At 42.7% G+C, this 22,966-nt stretch carries 13 protein-coding genes; 1 reads left to right on the top strand and 12 read right to left on the bottom strand.

What is annotated here, in order from left to right; genetic code table 11:
- Positions 1–32: 32 nt before the first annotated feature.
- The 9 genes from DXB58_RS08385 to DXB58_RS08345 form a co-directional block, all read right to left on the bottom strand.
- Complete coding sequence (locus DXB58_RS08385) at positions 33–3,542, bottom strand: alpha-galactosidase (RefSeq protein WP_122136513.1); 3,510 nt, start codon at positions 3,540–3,542, stop codon at positions 33–35.
- A complete protein-coding gene (locus DXB58_RS08380) occupies positions 3,539–5,638 on the bottom strand; it encodes a glycoside hydrolase family 36 protein (protein WP_122136512.1) in 2,100 nt (699 codons plus the stop codon). Before DXB58_RS08380 ends, DXB58_RS08385 begins: the two co-directional genes overlap by 4 nt.
- A 12-nt stretch (positions 5,639–5,650) precedes the next feature.
- Positions 5,651–6,805, bottom strand: coding sequence for a sugar MFS transporter (locus tag DXB58_RS08375; RefSeq protein WP_122136511.1), 1,155 nt, complete (start codon positions 6,803–6,805; stop codon positions 5,651–5,653).
- A 136-nt stretch (positions 6,806–6,941) separates the two neighbouring features.
- A complete protein-coding gene (locus DXB58_RS08370; RefSeq protein WP_008998210.1) occupies positions 6,942–8,543 on the bottom strand; it encodes a hypothetical protein in 1,602 nt (533 codons plus the stop codon).
- Between the two features lie 22 nt (positions 8,544–8,565).
- Positions 8,566–9,144, bottom strand: a complete 579-nt coding sequence (locus DXB58_RS08365; protein ID WP_122136510.1) for an SIS domain-containing protein — start codon at positions 9,142–9,144, stop codon at positions 8,566–8,568.
- Positions 9,145–9,149: 5 nt separating this feature from the next.
- Positions 9,150–10,118, bottom strand: a complete 969-nt coding sequence (locus DXB58_RS08360) for an ROK family protein (RefSeq protein WP_122136509.1) — start codon at positions 10,116–10,118, stop codon at positions 9,150–9,152.
- 5 nt (positions 10,119–10,123) lie between these two features.
- Positions 10,124–12,526 carry a glycoside hydrolase family 2 protein gene (locus DXB58_RS08355; RefSeq protein WP_122136508.1) on the bottom strand — a complete coding sequence of 801 codons (2,403 nt, stop codon included), beginning with the start codon at positions 12,524–12,526 and terminating at the stop codon, positions 10,124–10,126.
- A 122-nt stretch (positions 12,527–12,648) separates the two neighbouring features.
- Entirely contained in the window at positions 12,649–15,285 is a 2,637-nt protein-coding gene (locus DXB58_RS08350) for a family 78 glycoside hydrolase catalytic domain (protein WP_122136507.1), read from the bottom strand.
- 125 nt (positions 15,286–15,410) lie between these two features.
- Positions 15,411–16,421 carry a LacI family DNA-binding transcriptional regulator gene (locus tag DXB58_RS08345; protein WP_117936471.1) on the bottom strand — a complete coding sequence of 337 codons (1,011 nt, stop codon included), beginning with the start codon at positions 16,419–16,421 and terminating at the stop codon, positions 15,411–15,413.
- Between the two features lie 187 nt (positions 16,422–16,608).
- Between DXB58_RS08345 and DXB58_RS08340 the strand changes: the two genes are divergently transcribed.
- Positions 16,609–17,250, top strand: coding sequence for a carbohydrate-binding family 9-like protein (locus DXB58_RS08340; RefSeq protein ID WP_122136506.1), 642 nt, complete (start codon positions 16,609–16,611; stop codon positions 17,248–17,250).
- An 84-nt stretch (positions 17,251–17,334) separates the two neighbouring features.
- On the opposite strand, the gene lpxA is transcribed toward DXB58_RS08340, so the two are convergent.
- Genes lpxA through DXB58_RS08325 form a run of 3 tightly spaced genes read right to left on the bottom strand, consistent with a single transcriptional unit; the run spans position 17,335 to position 22,955 of the window.
- The gene (gene lpxA, locus DXB58_RS08335; RefSeq protein ID WP_008641754.1) at positions 17,335–18,105 is read right to left on the bottom strand and encodes an acyl-ACP--UDP-N-acetylglucosamine O-acyltransferase; all 771 of its coding nucleotides are present in this window, start codon (positions 18,103–18,105) and stop codon (positions 17,335–17,337) included.
- 18 nt (positions 18,106–18,123) lie between these two features.
- Positions 18,124–19,515, bottom strand: a complete 1,392-nt coding sequence (locus tag DXB58_RS08330) for a TolC family protein (protein ID WP_122136538.1) — start codon at positions 19,513–19,515, stop codon at positions 18,124–18,126.
- Between the two features lie 11 nt (positions 19,516–19,526).
- Positions 19,527–22,955, bottom strand: coding sequence for an efflux RND transporter permease subunit (locus DXB58_RS08325; protein WP_117936475.1), 3,429 nt, complete (start codon positions 22,953–22,955; stop codon positions 19,527–19,529).
- Between the last annotated feature and the right edge of the window lie 11 nt (positions 22,956–22,966).

Below are 22,966 nucleotides of genomic sequence, written 5' to 3'. Positions count from 1 at the left end.
CTATTTGTTTAATGAATAAATAGAGTACATAGTTATTCTTGTTTTAAGACGATCACAGAATGAGCCGGAAGTAAACATAGAATTTTATCGTTCACTTTGAGAGGCTGGGCGTCCGGAGCCAACATTTGGTCTGTGGTAGGTAAACCGTCTTTGATATAACGGTAAACCTGATAATTCCCTTTGGCTTGCGTATGTTCGTTGATGAGGCTTATTGTTTTCTCCTGGTCCATTCCATTGGCGAAAACATATACCCATTTGCCATTTGTGTTTCGAACAGCAGTTCCTGCATACCATTCTTCCGGTGTTGCTATCGGATGGATTTCAGCTCCCGGGCGTATGAAACGTGTCAACAGAGAATAGGCATAGTACTGCGGGCGTACCTCGTAATCACTTTTGATATCGTTGTAGTATGGCTCCGAAGCGTATGTTTTCTTTACATACTTCCATAAACCCAGTTGCTGCATTGCTCCGTAGTCTGCATCCTTACCATAGTATTGGTCTATCAGGCTCCAATAGCTAACACCGCTTGCTCCTGCATTGAGTAGATTGATGACTATGCGTGTCATGAGTACTCCTCGTTCATACAAGTCGATATCTTTTTGTCTGGTGGCACCTACGCATTGATTACCTCCGAATTCACCGATGAAATGGGCTTTTCCAACTGAAGAGGCCAATTGAGAGTTTTGTTTTTCCCAATCCAGAATTGTGGAGTTCGGAGTTTCGTAGCCGAAGATATAGGTGTGGGAGTTGAATACGTCAGCAACGTTCGCCAGTCCTTTCGTGCAGGCTGCCAGATATTTATGCGTTCCTGTACCTCCGTCTGAATTGTCAGAAAGACTGAAATGTATTTTATTTCGTATTCCATCCTCTTTGAAACGTCTGTCGAGTACTTTACACATTTCAATATAGTCGGCGGTGGGAGCAGCTTTACCTTTGATGATATATGACCAATCTGGTTCGTTGATCGGAGTAATCTCTTTGACGCACGTGTATTTTTTGTTGTTGAGCAGGTGTTGTACAAGTGCGGAAAAGTTCTCGCTCCATTCTTCATAGTTAGTCGGGGCTACTACCCAGTTACCATAATTCCCTTCGGCCAGGAAATGTCCCGGAGGGGCTCCCCAAAGTACAAGGGTGACTTCCATTTTCTGTTCTTGTGCCATATCCAATACTTTGTAGAGTGATTGCATTTCTACAGAGTTGAAAGTGAAATTATGCCAGTCGATTTTGGATGCATCCGGATTGTCATTCTTTGGCTCATACCATTGTGGCATTACCATCACCCGTAAGCTTTGCAGTCCCATTTCTTTGACACGTTTCACAACGATGCGCTCCCAGTCTTCAGCTTTGGCTCCATCATTGCGGGTCACATTTTGTGAGAGGAAGTGGGGATCTAGTTCTGCACCTATAGCACGGAGCTTTACACCGGTTTTCTTTCCTACAGAAAGTTTCTGTATGGCAGTTGTTGAACTTTGGTATTTGATTATCAGACTACTTTGCGGGTTATCCAGTGTCAGCGTGAAGCCGTTAGCCAGTTCTTTACCGGTTTTCTTTATAGCCTCTCCTGTATCTTTATTGGTGAGTATATAAGTGTGGTCAGGGTGTAGTCCTGATAAATTGACAGTATAGCTCTTGTCCGGATTGTCTTTGCGGCGGAAAGCTACGATGTATCCGCTGTCATCCGACGGACGATAAAGTTGGTATGCTAGCCAGATATTTTCCGAAGTAATGTTGTTTATTCCACTCAACGGATAGTAATCTTCATAGAAATAGGGACGGAGTTCTTTGAACTCTGCCTGGCGGTCGCGCATATCATAGATGGATTGTCCGGCTTCGGTTATTTTCCAGTTGTAGATAATAGAGGTTCCGAGGCTGGAACGGAAAGTGAATTTATCGGCACTCACAGTTCCTGTACCATGCAGGGGAAGGTATAAGTTCAATCCGTAAGTATGGCATTGATAACCGATTGGTTCTCCATAACTGTAGTCTGTTCTCCACATCGGTGCACTGCGTGAGATACTTTCGAGGTCAATACGGCGTCCGCCACTGGCACAATTATCAACCAGCAAGCCCGGAAAGCGGTTCAGCAGATATTCCCAGAAAGAATAAAGTCCTTCAATGTATCGGATTTCGCAGATACCTTGTCTGCCAGGTTCATCATTGGCAGCCCAGAAACCTTCCGGCTCTATATTGAAATCCTGGCGGTAGTAGTCTATGCCATTTTCTTCGAGGAAGTCTCCGATATATTTACTCATCCATCGACATGCCTCCGGATTTCCGAGATTGAATAGATAAGAGTCGTGCTCACCATCTTTTGTCCAGTCTTCCTGTTTGGCTTTTCCTCTGGCATCCAACATCCATTGAGGGTGTTGCAGTGCCCAAGCTGAGCCTTTCATAACACGCTCCGGTTCAAACCATACCATGAACTTGGAACCAACTCTATGCACTTCGTCGGCGATGGGGCGTAACCCTTCGGGGAAACGAATAGAGTCGACGGTCCAGTTTCCTACGGTGTTCGCCCAATTCTTATGATTGGCTACATCTGCAGAGTGATTGTACCATCCGGCATCCAGCCAGAATACTTCGGGTACTAATTTGAATTGTTCATACCGTTTCACCATAGCAATGGCATAATCTGTAGTCAGGCAGGTATATTCATTACAGGGAGTAGGATCACCGTAGTTGAAACTGGTCGATATTGGATATACGGTCGGTTTACCATCTACTTTCCAAGTGTGGTGGGCTTGCACGAAACGGCGGAACTGGTTGTGTCCTTTCATCCGGTCGGAACCGTTCCAGAATGACAGGCATACACTGGAAGTGCGGATGCTCTCTTCCGGATACAGATAGGTTTTCAAACGTTCAATTCCGGAGGTAAGCGCTACGCTTTGCTGGTCTGCACAGCGCACATCGGCAAACCAGGTTCCTGTCCATCCGATGGCTACGATAACTCCTTGATTGGCCGGAGATTCAATATTGAAGAATGGCATACGCATTTGTGAAGAGCGTCCACCTTCCGGTCTCATATAAAGATTATCACCCGGAGACAAGATTGTAAGTTGCTGGCTGAAATCTGATTTGGATGCATGGCTGCCTTCGGAATGATGAAGGTTGAATGCTCCCGGATGCTGGTAGCGGAATGTGATATCAGACACTTTTACGTTGGCAATCTCCGGCGTATTTTTCTTTCCCTGGTTGGTGAAACGGAGTACCCATTCCACCGTATTGAAGTCGGTAAAGCCTTTCACTTCACATTCTACTTTTAATCCTCCGGATGGTTCACGATAAGTATAAAGGTATTTCAGAACCTTGGGATCGTCACTTTTCTGACGCGTAGCCGTATAAGACCAGCTTTTGATAAATTCCTGTGAAGGTTTACCTCCATATTCGAAAGAGAAAGGGGGGACCACACCGCGGGTAAAGTGGGTGGTTATCCATTGGCTGGTGTTTACCGGGCGGTCGCTCATGCGGGCTACCGTCTGTCCTGTTCCATTATGAGGAAACAGAAGCAGAATGAATAGATAATATAGTATTCTTTTTTTCATTCTTTATTCGGTTTTTCGTTGGTAACTTTATATTTTAGTAATAAGGAACTGTGTGGCTTTTCGAGGATCAGTGGCAACTGACTGGCCAGTTCTTTTCCCTGATAGATTTTGCTCTGTCGGCTATCCATGTCTGTCACTGTATAGTATTTTTCCGGATCCACTCCTGAAAGTCTGACGGTGATTTGTTTGTCTTTGGAGGCGGTTCTGCGGAAAGCAACGATAATACCACTGTCGTCCGACGGACGATGCATTTGATAGGCTAGCCAGATATCATCCCGCGTCATGTCTTCTGTACCCGTCAGTGGGTAATAATCTTCGTAATAGTAAGGTCTGATTTCGTGGAATTCTTTCAGACAACGTTGCATTTCGTAAACGGAGGCATTTTTATCGGTTATTTTCCAGTTATAAATCAAAGCAGTACTGATGCTTGAGCGGAAAGAATACGGATCGGTCTGTAAACTACCTGTTCCATGTAAAGGTAGGAAGAAATTCAGGCCATACGTGTGACATTGGTAGCCGTCCGGATCGTCGTAATGATAATAATCACTCCTCCATAGTGGTGCGCTTCGGCCGATTGTTTCCCAGTCAATACGTCGTCCCCCACTGGCACAGTTGTCTATGAGCAGGTTCGGGAATCGGTTCAGCAGATAATCCCAGAAGTAGTATAGTCCTTCGATGTGTCGTATCTCTTTCATTCCTGTACGTCCGGGCTCATCGTTGGCTGCCCAGTAGATATCCGGCTGCATATTGAAATCCTGACGGTAATAGTCTATGCCGTTTTCTTCGAGCATATCGCCTATATATTTACTCATCCAGTGGCAGGCTTCCGGATTTCCCAGATCGAACAGTAGATAGGTGTCATTGTTGTGTTCGGGAATGTCGAGCATCCAGTCGGGGTGTTCTACTGCCCATTGGGTACCACGGATGACACGCTCGGGTTCGAACCAGACCATGAATTTAGCTCCTACTTTGTGTATTTCGTCGGCTACAGGACGAAGTCCTTTGGGGAAGCGCAATGTATCTACAGTCCAGTTACCGGCTGTGTTGGCCCAGGTCTTGCCATGTTCGAAGTCTGCAGCATCGGTGTTCCATCCGGCATCCAGCCAGAATACTTCGGGCTTCAATCCGAACTGTATGTAACGTTTCACCATGGCAATGGCATAATCGGCTGTCAGGCATGAGTATTCCGTACAAGGTGCGGGGTCCCGATAGTTGAATCCGCTGGAAAGAGGATATTCGGCAAATTTTCCGTTGATTTTCCGTGACTTGTGCGCCAGGACAAAACGGCGGAATTTATTGTGTCCTGCCATCCGGTCGATATTTTCCCAAAACATCAGACTGATACTTGGGGTACGAATTGTTTCCTGTGGACGTAAGTATAATTTCATGGTTTTCATTCCCGAAGCCATGGATATTGTACGATTATCTTGTGCGCATACATCTGCGTACCAGGTGCCCGACCAGCCTACTCCTAATATGACTCCCTGTCCGGCGGGTGATTCAATGTTGAAGAAAGGAAGATAGTCCCCTTCTGAAGAGCGTCCTCCTTGTGGAGACATCTGTTTGGTTTCACCCGTTGCCAGAGTAACCGAACGTGGATGGAAATCATATTTGGAGATATGGTTTCCGTCTGCATAGTGTAACTTGAATTCTCCTTTAGAAGCGTATTGCATGGCAAGGTCCACCACTTTCACTTGTTCCAGAGTGGGAGAGTTGCTCGTACCTTTGTTGGTGAAGTTCAATACCCATTCGGCAGCTTGATAACTGGGATAGCCTTTTACGGTACATTCTACTTTCAGTCCGTTGGTAGGATTGTAGTAGGTAAAGAGATACTTTATCACATCCGCTTCTTCGGATTCTATCTTTTGCTGGGAATAGTCCCATTGGCGGATAAATTCTGCGGAAGGTTTCCCGTCACATATAAACGAGAATGGAGGTGTTTTTCCTTTAGCGAATTGTTTCTGAATCCATTTTTCGATTTCAGGAATGTGTTTGGAGATTTTAGCCGTCGTCTGACCCACGGCTATAATGCTCCACACACTCATAATCAGTAATGAGAACAGGAATTTCGATTCGATTTTCTTGAAATGTTTCATTAGAATATAGGTTTATGTGGTTTTTACTTTTCTCATTATTCCGATCAGATAGCACCATACAATGGCAAGTACTATAATTGCAGATAACTGACTGTGGAATGAATCAGTGATTATTCCTAAAATAGGCGGGAGGACGGCACCGCCGGATACACCGACGATAAGAAGTGCAGATACTTCGTTCGCTTTCTCGGGAACACGTTTCAAAGACAGAGAGAAGATGATGGAAAACAGATTGGCATATCCTATCCCGAAAACTGCTACACATCCGAGGATAAACCAGAGATTAGTGCTAATGGTCATCAGTATCAATCCTGCGAGAGCTATCCAGACGCTATAAATATAGAATTTACTTTCTGAATATTTCATCAGTAGGATACCACCCAAAAAGGCTCCTACAGTGCGGGCGAAGAAATACACACTATTTCCCATTCCTGCATCTGTCAGTGGTAGATCGCAACGTTCCATCAGGAATTTAGGGAAAGTCATATTGATACCTACGTCTACACCTACCAGCACGAGAATACCGATAAAGAAAGCAAGAATGTATTTGTCTTTGAATAATTCAAGAGTGACTTTAAAAGAAATGTTCTTCCGTTCCTGTTGTTTTTCTTGTATAGGGGTAAGCCATAGCCATATCAAAGCGAGCAGTGACAGTCCGGCATAAATGGGGAATATCATTTTCCATCCGAAAAAACTACCAGTCACCCAAGCTGCCAGGATAGGACCCAGGAATGAACTGACTGCTTTGACAAATTGTCCTAGGGTTAATGTACCTGTCAACTTATCGTTTGCAACGACATCCGTTACTAATGGATTGAGTGAAACTTGCAATAGAGTGTTACCGATACCTATCAAGGCAAATGCGATTAATATGGCGGTAAAGTCGTATGCAACGAGTGGAAGGCACATAGCTAATACATGGAATGCGAAGCTAAGTAATACGGTTTTCTTGCGTCCGATGCGATTCATTAACATTCCGGTGGGAATAGAAAGCACCAGGAACCACAAGAAACAGGATAGAGAGATGAGATTAACCATCGTATCGGTGAGATGGCTGAAATCATTCTTCACATAGCTCGTGGTTATTCCGACAATGTCAACAAATCCCATAACGAAGAATCCGAACATGACGGAGAGCATTTTTACTATGGATATTTCTTTTTTCATTCGTGTACTTTTGATGATAAATTACTTGGTTGGTGGGCATATATATCCAGCACGGTGGATATATATGGCTAACATGGTGAATATATATACCCAATACGGTGTATATATATCCCCACTAAATGGGGTATATATACTTCTATTTTTGTACTAATACCCTGATTGATGAACGAGATAATTTAAGTTTTAGGTTATTCTCTTGCGTGTTGACCGTTTCTGTTGATTCTATCAGATTATCACCTTCCGGTAGGCGTCCTTCCATATATTTGTAGACATTGTATTCTCCATTGGCACCTTCTTTATCATTTTCCAACTGTATCATCTTGTCTTTGTCTGTAGCGTTGGAAAGTACATACGTCCATTTTCCCTCTGTGTTGAGAAAAGCACTTCCGGCTATCAACTCGTCGCCGAGATCCAATGGATATACTTCGTCGCCCTGGCGGACAAAACGTGTCAACAGACTATATGCATAGTATTGAGGACGTACCTCGTAGTCTTCCTTGATTTTGGAATATACATCTGGGTCTTCGGTATAAGCGGATTTTAGATATTTCCATAAACCGAGTTGCTGCATTTCCGAATAGGAGGCATTGCGGTTATAATATTGATCGATCAGGCTCCAGTAGCTTACTCCGCAGGCACCGGCATTCAGATAGTTCAGAGCAACGCGGATTAGCTGTACCCCTCGTGTATATGTGTCTATACCATATTGACGGGCACTTCCGTATCCAGGGAAACCGAATTCTCCAACAAAATGTCTTTTACCTCCTGCAGAAGCTATATTTTGACGTTCCCAATTTACGAGAGTCGAATTAGGGGTGTTGTAGTCAAACTTGTATACATGAGAGTTATACAGGTCGGCTTCATCGTTTGTGAAAGCGGAAACACAGGCAGCGATATATCCGGGTGTACCGTCTGTATTGTCAGAAAGGTTGAAGTGTACCTTACTGCGTATTCCATCTGCTTTAAACTTGGCATCCAGTGCTTTCACCATGGGGGCGTAGGTGTCCTGCCAACCCATGGTTTCAAAATCACCTTGCCACATGATGCGGCCGTAACCTGCTATATGACTGTCAGGTTCATTGAATGGAGTAATTTGATTGATACAGGTATAATGCTTTTCTTCAATCAGGTATTTCACCATTGTGGAGAAGTTTTCAGCAAATTCTTCATAGTTATCTATACCGGCAATCCAACCCGGATTAACGTTATAACTTCGTGCATCACACAAGAAATGCTTTTGACCATTGTTAATGCCTGATAGTAAGTCGATATTGGTAATGGCTCCCCATACGACTAATGTCACTCCGATATTATTTTCCTGGGCCAGATCCAATACTTTGTATACAGACTGCATTTCTTCCGAATCAAAAGTGAATTTGCTCATATCCGCGACATTAGGATCGTTGTTGTCATTGGAGGGTTCCCACCATTGTGGCTGCATCATGATTCGGAATTGTTGTACTTTCATTTTCTTTACCCGTTGTACAACTATATTTTCCCAATCTTCAGCCTTTGAACCATCATTGCGGGTGATGTTTTGTGAGAAGAAGTGCGGATCCATCTCGACACCGATAGCATGAACCGGAGTTCCTGTTGAATTCCCTACTGCAACAGGATAATAGTTGCAAGCCGGGCAATCGTCATATTTGTTATAATCATCCGAGCAGGCGGACATTCCCCAAAGTGTGCAAACAATACTCAATAGAGTTTTACTGATATGTGTCATTTTCATTGCCATATTGATTAAATTTAGTAGGTTATTATTCAAAGCCTAATTCTGCCTCAATTGCCTGAATCAGAATGTGGATAACTTTGATATGAATTTCTTGTATTCTGTCGGAATGTGCTGCTCGTGGGGCGCAGACTGCAATGTCTGCCAGTCGTGACAGTTCATTCTCTCCTTTTGAAGTCAGCGCTATCACTTTCATTCCATTGTTGTGTGCTTGTACGGCAGCTTTCAGTATGTTCTCGGAATGTCCGCTTGTGCTGATGGCCAATAATACATCTCCCTTACATCCCATAGCTTCTACATAGCGGGAGAAGATCTCGTTGAACGAAAAATCATTTCCCACACAGGTCATGTAAGCCGGGTCATTGATTGCAATTGCCGGTAGCGGGATGCGGTTGTTGCGGTAACGTCCGGTTAGTTCTTCTGCAAAGTGGGTGGCGTCACATAAAGAACCTCCATTACCACAGCTGATAATCTTATTTCCGGCTTTTAATGCTTCGGCGCAGGTAGAGGCTGCCTGTGAAATAACCCCGACTGTTGTTGTTTCCTCAAGAAAGCTCTCCAACGTTTGCCGAGCCTCTTCCAGTGTTGTTTCAATAAGCTCTTTCATAATAGTTAATCGGTTAAGTTAGCGGCTACAGAAAGAGCTGCATAATCTCCTATCTGCTCTCCCAAAGCGGCTGGTTTCACTTTACATACTCTGTTTGCACAGGATAATGCCTCCTGGTCGATTATCTTTTGCATGATGGGTTCCATCATATTTTTATTCCGGGTATAGATGCCACCTATCACAATGACTTCCGGATTCAAGATATCGATCACCATGGATAATCCTTTTCCCAGATAAATGGCAGACGTCTCATATATGCTTTGGGCTAATTTATCACCTTTGGCAGCTTCTTCAGCCACTTTTCGGGCAGTAAGCTGATCTAGTTCCTGTAAGGTACACCATTCAACTTTCTGTCCGGTCTGCAATTTCTCCATCACATACATTTTGGAGAGTTGAGCAATACCTCCACCGCTGGCAAATCCCTCAAAAGAGCCCTTTTTACCGTAACCTACCGGACCGAAATCCGACAGGCGGATGTGTCCCAGTTCTCCGGCATTGTCATTGGTGCCCGTATACAGTTTGCCATTTAATATTAATCCAGCTCCCAGTCCCGTACCGAATGTGAGAAAGACCATATTCTTAGTACCTTTTCCTGCCCCGAACTTCCATTCGGCCAAAGCACAGGCATTGGCATCATTGTGTAGACTGGTTTTAATGCCCGTCTTTTTTTCCACCATTGCCACAATGGGGATGTTGTCCCATCCCGGTAGGTTAGGGGGAGAAATCACGATGCCTGTTTCACTGTTGAGAGGGCCTCCGCAACAGATTCCAATCGCTTTTGTATTAGTAGGGGTTAGCTGGTGGAGATTCATCATCTTTTCGGTTTCACAAAGAATTCTGGCTATTGTTTCGTCGACTGTGGTCGTATCAAATTTCTTTTTGTCGATGATATGTAGCTCGTCGTTTTCTTTGATACCGTAGATGATGGCGCATTTGGTGCCTCCTACGTCAATTCCTAACAAGTTCTCTTTCATAACTATTATTTTTTAGCGTATAATCCGGTTTTTTGTAACAGCCGCTTGTATTCTTTCAAGTTGAAAGGTGCCTTGCCGTATAGGTAATGATTCATGAATTTCTGATTACCGATCTGGTATTGGATCAGATAGATTCCTTGACCGCTTTCTTCCGGTAGTGAGGCTATTCTGACCTTTTGATTGGCTGGAATACGGAAAGTGCTCTCATAGATTTTACGTCCCGAGGATGCATCTGTTACCGTTACATTACCACTTTGTACGTTGCGTGTGTCATTCGTTCCTATCAGTGGGTAATTTCCGCCTTCTGCATCATTGATTAGTACACAAACATCCTGTTGAACATTCTTGATGAAATAATATGCCATCTTCTTTGAATTGTAGTAGTCAACAATCGCATCAGAGATCACTGGCCATCCATCCCGCAGGTTCCACCAGATAATACCAGTCTTGTCGTCAAACTTCTTTCCACGCCACATTTCTATGAAATATTTCATAGCTTCTGCCTGTACGGATTGAGAAGCGAATATAAAATCATCCAGTTTGGAGGGAACTTCACCAAAAAGTAAACGTACCTGATTAATCATAAGATTATTGCGATCGAATGTCTTTCCCCATTCTGGGAATCTACGAACAGATTTGGTAACCCATTCATCATTCCATTCATGATTTTTTGTCCAGGGATATACGGCATCTTTCGTCATCATTTTCTGGAGACTTTCTAAATTAGGGCAGCCGTGATAGCCGATTTCACTGACAAAGCAGCAGGTAGCATCCGTATAGAATTTGTCTTTGTAATATCCTCTGGGACCCCATAAATGGTTTTCTGGTAAATATTGGTCAGCACTTCCTCTTTCATATACCGCTTGGCTGTAGTAAGGAGAGCTGGGAAGATAAGGGCGAGTAGGGTCAAACTCATAAATAACTGCTGGAAGGACCTTGCGGCTAACTACATCCTGATTTGGATTAATATTAAATGGTTGCAAAGACCAGCGCAGTGCACAATCGTCTTCATTATTTCCTGACCATAAAACGAGTGATGGATGATTACGTAACTTGCATACAACAGAAATGGCCTCTTCTTCCAATGCTTGTGTAAATGAGCTGCGTTGAGGATAGAAAGTGCATCCCATCGTAAAATCCTGCCATACCATAATGCCGTTTTCATCGCATAAATCAAAGAAATGATGATCTTCATACACGTTGCCACCCCAACAACGTATCATATTACAGTTTAATTCTACAGCCATGTGGATAGATTCGTCTACGAAAGAATGATCCCGGCTATGGAGTGCATCCAAGGGTACCCAATTGGTTCCGTGAATAAAAATAGGTTCTCCATTGACTATGAAACAGAATTTACCCGGATGATCCGGTGGGAGGTTGATGTCTGTAATGTCTAGTTGAATCGTGCGGAGGCCTACCCGTTTATTATCTGTTGATAAAATAGTGCCGTCAGAATCTACTAACTCTACTTTTGCATCATATAAAGCCGGTTCTCCATATCCTCTTGGCCACCATAAATCAGCATTCTTGATTTCCATTATATATCGGAATGCTGGGGAAACGACAACAGAGCTTCCTTTATATATTTCTTTCCCATGGCGGCTTAATGTATATACGGCTTTCACTTTGTCGAACTTTTCGAAAGGTAGTTTTACTTGTATATCAGTATACAAACGTACATTTCTGGTAGCAGTGTCTACATTGGCGACCATATAGTGAACATCTGTGAGACGTGCCGGATTCAATACGCGTAATTCTACATCTCTCCACAAACCTGCACTGACTAATCGTGGCAGAATGTCCCATCCATAGGTGTGCGGAGCTTTTCTGATGAATACGGATTCTTCAGACGGGAAGTTTCCAATACTGAATGTCCCTAACAGATGTTTTTGTCCTTCAATAACAGATGAACGGAGTATCACTTGGAGTTGATTGCTTTCTCCTGCTTTTATTTCTTTAGTTACATCAAAAGCATGTTCAATCATCATATTTTCTGCTTTGCCAATGTGCTTTCCATTCAGCCATATATCGGCCAGACAGTCTATTCCGGCAAAGAAGAGTTGATATTGTTGTCCTGGTTTTAGTTGTGGCGCTACGAATGATTTGGAATAACACCATTGATAGCCTTCCCATTTGCGTAATTCATTTACATTACTGCCAATCATCGGATCTTTAATTAAGCTGGCAGCCATTAGGTCTAGTTCTACATTACCGGGGACTTGGGCTGATAGATGTTTCACTTCAGCTAGTTGTATGTCCTTGGGCGAAGTTATAGGTTCTTCAGGTTGCATCCAATAAGAGAGTTCCCATGTTCCATTTAAGGAGATGGAACTACCGGAATCGGCAAAAACACCACTTGTACAAGTGAGAAATATCAAAAATAGCAGTGTACTGATTTTATTCATTGTTAATAGATTTGATTGATGGTGTGACAAAGTAACTAGTGTTATATTTTTATAGTATTACATAACGGTCTCATTTTTGCTTCTTTATATACCTCTATTAAACCTCCTTTCTTTTGTTTCAATTAAAATGTGAGTTGATGTTTTCCTGACCTTAAATCTATCTTTTTACCATTATATTCTACTGTTGCATTCGTATTGACTGGGATCGTGACTTTGAGAATCACTTGTTCTCCTTTACGTTCCCATTCAGAACGAATGATTCCGTTTACAGATTTATATTCTGCTTTTACCCAGTCAAGACCTTTTACGAAATGAGGTTGGATAAGAATATGTTTGAATCCGGGTTTCTGTTCATCATAATTAATGCCTGCCAATACATTGTACATCCATGCGTTAATGTCTCCAAGAAACATATGATTTACAGAGGCATCTCTAAATTCAGGTGAAAGTATCCATGTTTCTGCCAGTGTAGTGAAACCTTGTTTTATCCAGTTACCCCAAGATGGAGCTTCTTCTTGTGCGGCCATCTGATATGCCAAGTCAGCATATCCATATTTGGAAAGCATCCGCAGGACTGTTTTACTGCCTAAAACTCCAAAATCGAGCAGGTTTTTATTGGCTTTTATCATCGTAGAAAGATTATCTGCAACCTGCTGTTCGTATTCTTTAGGAACGATTCCAAGGTATAAGGCAACTCCTTGTGCTGCTTGCGAACCATTGGCATAAATAGCTTTGGATGTGTCGAAGTATTTGTGATTGATAAGCAATTTCAATTCTTCTGCTTTCTTAGCATAACTACTACCATCTTTTCCAATGAGTTCTGCAAATTTAGCCATATACAGATTGTCTAAATAATAATAGCAGGTAGTGGTGAATTCTGTAGGGGTTTGTGTTTTATGGAATACCCAGTCACCAATTCCGTAAGTTACGGTTCCTTCCGCGTCCTCGCGTCCTGCGAGGTAGGCAAGGTATTTGGTGCATACAGGCCATAGTTTTTCGATGCTTCTTGTATCTCCATAGTAGTGGTAAATTGCCATTGGCACGATAAACATGGCAGCATCCCATACAGGACCTATCCAGTCATCATAGCCCCATCCGGAACTAGGAATGATTCCCGATATACGTCCTTCTTCATTTTGATTATCAATCATATCATCCAGCCATTTTTCATAGAAAGTAATACCATCGAAGTTTAATAATCCTAAATCCATTGTTATGTGTGCATCGGCAGTCCATCCATTTTTCTCTCGTTGGGGACAGTCAGTCGGGATACTCATCAGATTTGATAAGTATGATTGATTAGCAGCTTTCCATATTTTATTTAATAGTTCATTTGAACAACTGAATTTACCAACAGGAGGAACAGCCGTATGTATGAATTGAGCGGTTAAGCTCTCTTTAGTAAGTTTTACAGGACGATCTGAACGAACTTCTACATATTGAAATCCATGATATGTAAAATCTGGAGTGAATGTACCTTGTTTTCCGTCCAATATATAAGTGTCTGTTTGAAAAGCGAGGCCAGGTAATGGTTTGTAGTAAATATCTAAGTTGCGCATTTCCAAGCGTCCGTTATCTTTTAGCAATTCGCCGTGTTGCATACTGACTTTAGTGCCTTTCTTGCCATTGATAGAAAGAGTACAGACCCCTGACATATTAACTCCAAAATCGTATACATAGACTGTATCACCAAAAGAACGCATATTGATTGGAGTGATAAATTGTTCCGTTTCAATAGCAGGCATGTTTTGTGATACTAGTAGGGGAGAAGGGGCAGCCACCTGAATTGCATTTGTCCATTTAGAGTCATCAAAACCCGGTTTGTCCCATCCGGTAATTGCAAGACATGCATCATAGGTATCACCACTATAAATATTGTTTTGTATATAAGGACCGGTACTCGTTTTCCAAGTAGAATCTGAATGGATGGTTTGCTTTTCTCCATTTTTATATAATATCTCCATTTCGCAGATCATTCTTGGGCGGTTACGCCAGCGGGCTTGCTCATAGCTCCATGTTGCTACAGGGGCCGATTCGTTGTAGAATCCGTTCCCAAGTATTGCAGATAGTACGTTCTCTCCTTTGAGCAGTTGTGAAGTGACGTCGTATGTGTTATACAGATTTCTTTTATCATAATGAGTAAAACCCGGATTGAGATGTGATGATGTTATTGATTTACCATTTAATGTCATTTTATAATATGCAGCGGCACTTACATATAATCTTGCTTGCTGTATATCATCTTGAACGATAAACGACTTGCGCAGCATGGGGGCTGGTGTATAATCTTTATCATGATTATCAGTAATCCATACTCCTGTCCAGTCACTTTGGTTGAGTTGAGCTGTTTCAAAACTGGATATAGGAGAGATAATCTTATGTTCCTTTGTTTTATCCCATGCTATTACTTGCCAGTAATAACGAGTTCTGGATTTCAATTTTTCTGATCCTTGATAGGTCGCATGAGGAGTGTCAGAGTAAATAGTGTCAGATTGCCAGCTATTATCGGGTGAGTTTCTCAAATCTTGTTCCCGGGTGGCGATATATAGCTGATAGCTGTCTTGAGAAAACTCTGTTGCATCTTCATTATTGGTTGTGTAATTCCAAGTAAAACGCGGTGCTGGTGAATCAATACCAATCGGAGAAATTTGATATTCACATCGCATATTTTCAATATCAATGTTGTTACTGCTACATGCCCATACTAGAAGTCCTAATAGAGCCAGCATGTATTTTTCATTTTTAATTTGGAACTTCATAATTCTGTATCTTTATGTTAATAATTAGAGGGCTATTTTCTTTATTATTACATCTGTTAATTTGATATTATTATTTATTCTCACTAAACCGGTTAAGTAAATGAAGAAAAAATATAAAATCACGACTAGGGTAATGAACATGGCAGGACAAGTGTTTCTACTTCTCTCTTTTCGGTCGAATTTTCCAAGCGATATTTGATATCGCCAAGTAGAATCCTTACGGCATTCTTACCGATCTCTTCTATCGGCATTCTTGCGATGTTCATATTAGGTGCTAAGACACGAAATGCTGATACTCCATGAATACAAGCCAATTCATATCCTTTATTTATATTGATTCCTTTTTCATAAAAGTAACGGAATGCTTCCAGAGCCAAAATATGTGTTGTGAAGAAGAACCCATCTACATCAGGTACTTTGCTGAATATTTGATCAAGAGTCTTGAAAACATTCTTCTCATAATCAACAAAGGTCACCTCTCCATATAGATCAGGATCAACGGGTAGGTTGGCTTCAATTAAAGCTCTGGCATACCCTTCTCGTCTCATATTCATTGTGCGGAGATGAGGATTCGTAGTAATAATAGCTATTTTAGATGATCCGTTATCGATCATTTTCTTTACTAACTCGTAGCTACTGCCTTCATTGTCAATAATGATGTAGTTTGTCTGCATCTCAGGAAAGTAGCGGTCAAATAAGACTAATGGATAGCCTTCTTTGACTAGATTCTGTATTTCAATTTTAGAAACTTTTGTGGGGGCTACTATAATTCCATCCACCTGTTTCGCTTTGAATAACCGAATCATTCTGTTTTCTCTTTCTATTTCAGATTCAGAGCTACAAATCATTAATGAATAGCCTTGCGCTTCCGCTTCCATTTCTATAGAGCGGGCAACTTTGGAGTAAAAAGAGTCTGTAATATCCGGTATGATTAATCCGATCGTGCCCGATATACCCGTATTTAGGCTTCTGGCTAATAAATTAGGCTGGTAATTCAACTGTTTGGCGCATTGAAAGACTTTTTCTTGTGTAGCGAGACTAATGCCTTTTTCATCCCCCTTACCAGAAAGTACCCAAGAGACTGTTGTCTTGGATAATTTTAAGGTTTCTGCTATGTCTTTAAGGGATGTTTTCATAAACAGTATCTATTTAATCGGTTAAGTGATGGCAAATATATGAAAAAATATCTCATTATATAATAGTTGAGCAATATTTAACTAAATATTATTTTTTGATATAATAATTTGCAATTTAAAAATAACATAGAAATAAGGTGTAAACCAAAGAAAGTAACTATATTTGTATCATTCAAACGAAAGATATATGAAAGTAAAGAAAATTAGTGCGGCTAACGTGGAGGCTTGTTCGCTTCCTAAACTATTCGATGAAGAAAAAATAGATTTTCAGCCGATCCAGTGTGTCAATTGGGCTGAATATCCTTACAAACCTAAAGTGAATTTTCGAATTGCTCACACACAGAACTCGATTTTGCTACATTTTAAAGTGAAAGAGGAGAGTGTACGTGCCAAGTATGGAGAAGATAACGGTTCTGTATGGACTGACTCCTGCGTGGAATTCTTTTCCATACCTGCAGGCGACGGGATCTATTATAATATAGAATGCAATTGCATCGGAACAATCTTGGTGGGTGCCGGTTCTGTCCGTAACAACCGGGAACATGCACCGAAAGAAGTGACTGCTCACGTACAACGCTGGTCTAGTTTGGGTAATCAGCCTTTTGCTGAACGCATCGGTGAAACCGACTGGGAAGTGGCTCTTATTATTCCGTATTCTGTGTTCTTTAAGCACCAGATTGATTCGCTCGACGGAAAGGAGATAAAAGCTAATTTCTATAAGTGTGGCGATGAATTGCAGACCCCTCATTTCCTTTCATGGAATCCGATACAGATTGAACAGCCGGATTTCCACCGCCCCGATTTCTTCGGAACATTGGAGTTTGAATAATGAATTGAATCTCTGAATTTGAAGATAAAAAAGAAGGTTGATACTTGAAAAAGTATCAACCTTCTTTATATGAAGTCACTTTGTTTATTTCACAATCCCTCTTTCCGAGTTCTTCACGAAATTTACAATATTCTCGATCTCCTCACTCATAGGAACCTGATCGATGATCTTCTGTACAGCATCCTGAACGCTAAAATTACCCTGATAAATCAAACGGTATGCGTTGGCGATGTGACGGAGGACTCTTTCCGATGTATTGCGATGTTGCGAGAGAACCACAGCGTTTACACCGTGATATGCCACCGGATTTCCTGACATGATAACGTATGGAGGTACATCCTTAGATATACGGCATCCACTTTGTACCAGTGTCCAGCTACCTATATGACAGTATTGGTGTAGGGTAACATTGCCACTTAGAATAGCGCAGTCATCCAGCATACACTCTCCTGCAATGGTAGTACCTATACCTACTACACAGTTATTGCTGATTTGTACATCATGGCAAAGATGCACCTTATCCATCAGGTAGTTTCCATTTCCGATTTTGGTAGCATTGCCGGCAAATGTAGCGCGGCTGATTACCACATTCTCACGAATATCGTTGTTATCTCCGATAATCAGGTTACTTTCTTCTCCTGTGTAGTGGAAATCTTGTGGTTCCGCTCCGAGGACGGCATTCTGATGTACCTTATTTCCTTTTCCCATTTTAGTACCTTGCAAGATACTAGCATAGGACATGATGACGCAGTCATCTCCGATCTCTACATTCTTTTCAATGTAGGCAAAAGGCAGAACAGTTACATTCTTGCCCAGCTTTGCTTCGGGATCTACGTAAGCTAACGGACTAATCATAATAGTATATGTTTAAAGTTATTCTTCTCTTCCACCACCCAGTGCCTGGTAAAGGCTTACTACTGCCTGCATTCGATCAAAGCAATCAGAAACCTGAGAGATTTGTGCGCTCAGGTAAGACTGTTGTGCAGACAATACTTCCAGGTAGGTTGAGGTCCCTAAGTTAAACAATTCTTTTGTATCTTCCGAAGCTTTTTTAGCAGATTCTACCTGCATTTGGCGAGATTCTACCTTTTCACTGGTCTTTTGGTATAAACTTAGCGCATTGCTAACCTCACTACCTGCATTCAATAAGGCTTGTTGGAAAGATAATTTCGCTTGTTCTTCCTGCGCTTTAGCAGCTTTCAGGCGAGCGATGTTCTGTCCGCGGTAAAACAATGGCTGTGTCAGTGAACCGACAACAGAAGCCAACAATTTGCCGGGATTAACGATTCCGGCTCCTGAATTGTTTGTCCATCCTGCTGAACCGCTAAGTGTGATTTGCGGATAGAAAGCGGCACGGGCCGAGTTGGTATTATAATAGCAACTAGCCAATGACATTTCGGCTGCTTTTACGTCCGGACGATTGGATAATAACTGGATAGGTACACCGGCGGAAAGTTCGGTTGGAAGTACTTGTGCTTCCAATTCACCACGCTTGATGGCATGGGGAGCTTCTCCCAAAAGAGTAGACAGGGCATTTTCCGTTTCGCGGATACTCTGCTCGATATCAGGAATACTGGCAAGTACTTGCGCGTAAGCGGCCTTGCTTTGTTCTACACCGGCTGAATTGATGTTGTATATAGCTCCATCTTTCATAGCTTCCATCGCTTCGGCATTCTGTTTCAGTATTTCTGCTGTAGCCTTGGTTATTTCCAACTGGCGGTCCAACATCATTAATGTATAATACATATTGGCGACGTTAGAGATAACCTGCGTCTGTACTGCCTGGCGGTAAGCCTTCGTTTGCTTCAGAGTAACCTGGGCATTCCGTTTTGCATTCAGTAGCTGACCAAACAAATCAATTTGCCAACTGGCTGTGACAGGTAATGAATAAGTTTTTGTGGCTGCATTCTTGTCGAAGCTGCTAATCGTTCCTTGCGGAGACAATCCCAGTGACGGAGCATAAGCCAAACGTGCCGACATCAGGGATGCTTCTGCCGCTTTCACATTCTGTGCAGCAGACAAGAGGTCCGTATTTTGTTTCAGTCCCGCTTCGATGAGAGACTGGAGTTGCGGGTCGGTGAAGACTTCTCTCCACGGCAGATTACCGAAGTTGGCCGTGTCCGAAACCAGTGTATCATTATCCGCTACCGGATCACGATACAGGCCGGAAGTTGTGATATCTTCGGGTCTGTCATACGACTTATAGATGTGGCAGCTGCTCAAGAGAGCAGTTGCACACAACATATATAGAATCTGTTTCTTCATATCGAATTTCATTATTTAGCGTATTGTTCAATCTCTGTTACGGCATCTGTATTGTCGATATCTTCCCATTCCATCGGTTTAACTTTCTCTTGCAGGTACTGGAAAATAACGAACAAGGCAGGAACGATAAAGATCTGGCAAATCATACCGATTAACATACCGCCGATAGAAGCAGTACCCAGTGTACGGTTACCGTGTGCACCTACACCGAAAGCAAACATCAACGGAAGCAAACCGACTACCATAGCCAATGATGTCATCAAAATCGGGCGGAGACGGGCACCGGCACCTAATACGGCTGCCCAAGTGATGCTCATACCCATTTTACGACGGTCGAGGGCAAACTCTACAATCAAGATAGCATTCTTGGCCAACAGACCCATCAACATAATCAATGCAATCTGCATATAGATATTGTTGGACATCGTACCGAGAATCATCTTCAATGCTGAGATATTACCGATAGCACTAACACCGTTGACAAACAAGAAGCTACCTAACAGACCGAACGGAACGGACAACAATACGGCCAATGGGAGTATGTAACTTTCGTACTGTGCACTCAACAATAAGTAAACGAATACGAAACAGAGCACAAAAATCAGTCCCGTAGCACTTCCGCTACTCTGCGCCTCTTCACGTGCCATACCTCCTAATTCATACGTATAACCGGTAGGCAGGTTTTCTTGAGCAACTTCTGCAAGAGCAGTCAGTGCCTGACCGGATGTGTAACCACTGGCAGGGGCTACCATCACCTTCATAGAAGTGTAAAGGTTGAAACGGCTGATAATATCCGGACCATATACCTTCTCTACAGAGATGAACTGGGCAATCGGAGCCATTTCACCTGCACTGTTGCGTACCTTGATATTCTTCAGCGATTCCAGGTTTTTGCGTGACAATGGATCAGACTGGATCATAACACGATACATCTTACCAAAACGGTTGAAGTTGGATGCATACAGACCTCCATAATATCCTTGCATAGTCGTCAGAATGTCGCTTGGGCTGATACCAGCTTTCTTACAAGCCGCCGCATCAATATCGATCATATATTGCGGGAAATTCGGGTTGAAAGATGTTTTTGCAGAGTTGATTTCCGGACGTGCTTCCAAGGCTGCTGTGTAATCATTCACCACATCGAAGAATTTGTTCAACTCACCACCGGTCTTGTCCTGCATATTCACTTCAATATCCGTAGATGCCGAGTAACCCGGGATCATAGGTGGAGCGAAGAACAATACTTGTGCTTCTTTGATAATCTTCTGTGCACGCATATATAAGGAGCCGACTACAACGTCCGAATTCTGTATCATGGAACGTTCGTCCCAATCTTTCAGTTTGATGATGAAAGAACCGTAGGAAGGTCCCTGACCACCGATAAAGCTGAATCCGGAAATCATGGTTCGTGACAATACAGCAGGGTCAGAAGCGATCAGACTGTCTACACGTGCCAAAATCGCTTCGGAGCGGTCCTGTGATGTACCCGGAGGCAGTGTTACTGCTCCCATCAAGGTTCCGGTATCTTCGTTAGGAACCATACCTGTCGGGGTGGTGTTCATGAAGAATATAAGTATTACAATAGAAGCGGTGACTAATCCCATAGACAGCCATTTCTTCTGAATAAAGAATAATACACGTTTCTTGTAACGTTTCAGGATGGACTCGTAGGTATCGTTGAATCTGGTTTTGAACTTCTTCGTGCTCATTCCGATCAGTGCCAGAATACTAAGAAGTACGAAAATAACCGTAACTACCGGATTGAGGCTGAAGAAACCGAAGATCATACCCAGGATGGCAATTATTGTGAAAGTAAGTGTAATGCCCGGATGCAGCATTTTTCCGATAGCTTCGGTGTATCTGTTAATCATGGTTGTATGAGCTGCCGTATAAGCTACTTTCATGCGTTCCTTCAATGTAGAGTCTTCCGTTCCATCTTCTTTCTTATGCGGTTTTAGAAGAACAGCACACAAAGCCGGACTCAATGTCAGAGCGTTCAATGCGGACAAACCGATAGCGATAGCCATAGTCATACCGAACTGACGATAGAATGTTCCTGCCGTACCTCCCATGAAACTTACCGGAACGAACACGGCCATCATGACTAATGTAATAGATACGATAGCACCACCCAGTTCATTCATGGCGTCGATAGAAGCCAGACGGGCGGAAGTATAACCCTGGTCGAGCTTGGCATGCACACCCTCGACGACCACAATAGCATCATCGACCACAATCGCAATGGCTAAGACGAGCGCACATAATGTCAGCAAGTTCAAACTGAATCCTACCAAAGACAGAATGAAGAAAGTACCGATAAGAGCTACCGGAATGGCAATGGTCGGAATCAACGTAGAACGTAAATCCTGCAAGAAGATATATACCACAATAAACACCAGAATAAATGCCTCGATCAACGTCTTCAACACTTCGTGGATAGAAGCAAACAAGAAGTCATTGGCATTCATGGAGATGTTAAGCTTCAATCCGGTAGGTAAGGTTTTTGATGCTTCATCCAGCAGTTGCTCAATATCACTGATGGTCTGTGTTGCATTGGTTCCTGCCATCTGGTATACGATACAGGTTACTGACTTATGACCGTCTACACGGTTTGTAAAGTTATAACCCAAACGATCCAATTGAATTTCTGCTATATCTTTCAAGCGGAGTACCTCACCGTCAGGCAGAGATTTGATAACGATGTTTTCAAACTCTTCCGGTTGTTGCAGACGTCCTTTGTAGCGGATGGTATATTGGAATGTCTGATTACTACGTTCACCGAATTGCCCGGGAGCAGCTTCGACATTCTGTTCTGCCAAGGCTGCAGATACATCACCGGGAACAAGTTTATACTGTGCCATGACATCTGGTCTCAGCCAGATACGCATAGAATAATCCTGTCCCAAAACGTTTGCATCACCTACACCTTGTACACGTTGAACTTGAGGAATCAAGTTGATCTTAGCGTAGTTTTCAATAAATGATTCACTATATGTATCTGTCTCGTCATAGAGAGAGAATACTACCAACATGGAAGTCTGACGTTTCTGCGTGGTTACACCGACTTTGGTTACTTCGGCAGGCAACAGACCTTGTGCCATGGAAACACGGTTTTGTACATTGACGGCAGCCATGTCCGGGTCTGTTCCTTGTTTAAAATAGATGGAAATATCACCGGAACCCGTGTTGGATGCAGTTGACGTCATGTACATCATGTTTTCTACACCGTTGATCTGTTCCTCCAATGGGGCGATGACGGAGTTCAATACGGTTGATGCACTGGCACCCGTATATGTGGCCCTTACCGACACGGTAGGGGGCGCAATGTCCGGATACTGGGTGATAGGCAATGTTGCCAATCCGATAGCACCCAGGATGACTATCAAAATGGAAATAACCGTTGATAGTACCGGACGGTTAATAAATTTATCTAACTTCATACGATTATCTA

The sequence above is a fragment of the Bacteroides sp. OM05-10AA genome, from assembly GCF_003439055.1.
Classification (GTDB): Bacteria; Bacteroidota; Bacteroidia; order Bacteroidales; family Bacteroidaceae; genus Bacteroides; species Bacteroides intestinigallinarum.
Note: the sequence above shows the minus strand (reverse complement) of the source record. Positions and strands in the feature narration are given on the sequence as shown.

Excerpts from the sequence above, each read along its gene's own strand:
- DXB58_RS08380 (WP_122136512.1), bottom strand. The coding sequence starts at position 5,638 with ATGAAACATTTCAAGAAAATCGAATCGAAATTCCTGTTCTCATTACTG.
- DXB58_RS08340 (WP_122136506.1), top strand. The coding sequence starts at position 16,609 with ATGAAAGTAAAGAAAATTAGTGCGGCTAACGTGGAGGCTTGTTCGCTT.
- DXB58_RS08375 (WP_122136511.1), bottom strand. The coding sequence starts at position 6,805 with ATGAAAAAAGAAATATCCATAGTAAAAATGCTCTCCGTCATGTTCGGA.
- DXB58_RS08350 (WP_122136507.1), bottom strand. The coding sequence starts at position 15,285 with ATGAAGTTCCAAATTAAAAATGAAAAATACATGCTGGCTCTATTAGGA.
- DXB58_RS08385 (WP_122136513.1), bottom strand. The coding sequence starts at position 3,542 with ATGAAAAAAAGAATACTATATTATCTATTCATTCTGCTTCTGTTTCCT.
- DXB58_RS08345 (WP_117936471.1), bottom strand. The coding sequence starts at position 16,421 with ATGAAAACATCCCTTAAAGACATAGCAGAAACCTTAAAATTATCCAAG.
- DXB58_RS08330 (WP_122136538.1), bottom strand. The coding sequence starts at position 19,515 with ATGAAGAAACAGATTCTATATATGTTGTGTGCAACTGCTCTCTTGAGC.
- lpxA (WP_008641754.1), bottom strand. The coding sequence starts at position 18,105 with ATGATTAGTCCGTTAGCTTACGTAGATCCCGAAGCAAAGCTGGGCAAG.
- DXB58_RS08325 (WP_117936475.1), bottom strand. The coding sequence starts at position 22,955 with ATGAAGTTAGATAAATTTATTAACCGTCCGGTACTATCAACGGTTATT.
- DXB58_RS08355 (WP_122136508.1), bottom strand. The coding sequence starts at position 12,526 with ATGAATAAAATCAGTACACTGCTATTTTTGATATTTCTCACTTGTACA.
- DXB58_RS08365 (WP_122136510.1), bottom strand. The coding sequence starts at position 9,144 with ATGAAAGAGCTTATTGAAACAACACTGGAAGAGGCTCGGCAAACGTTG.
- DXB58_RS08370 (WP_008998210.1), bottom strand. The coding sequence starts at position 8,543 with ATGGCAATGAAAATGACACATATCAGTAAAACTCTATTGAGTATTGTT.
- DXB58_RS08360 (WP_122136509.1), bottom strand. The coding sequence starts at position 10,118 with ATGAAAGAGAACTTGTTAGGAATTGACGTAGGAGGCACCAAATGCGCC.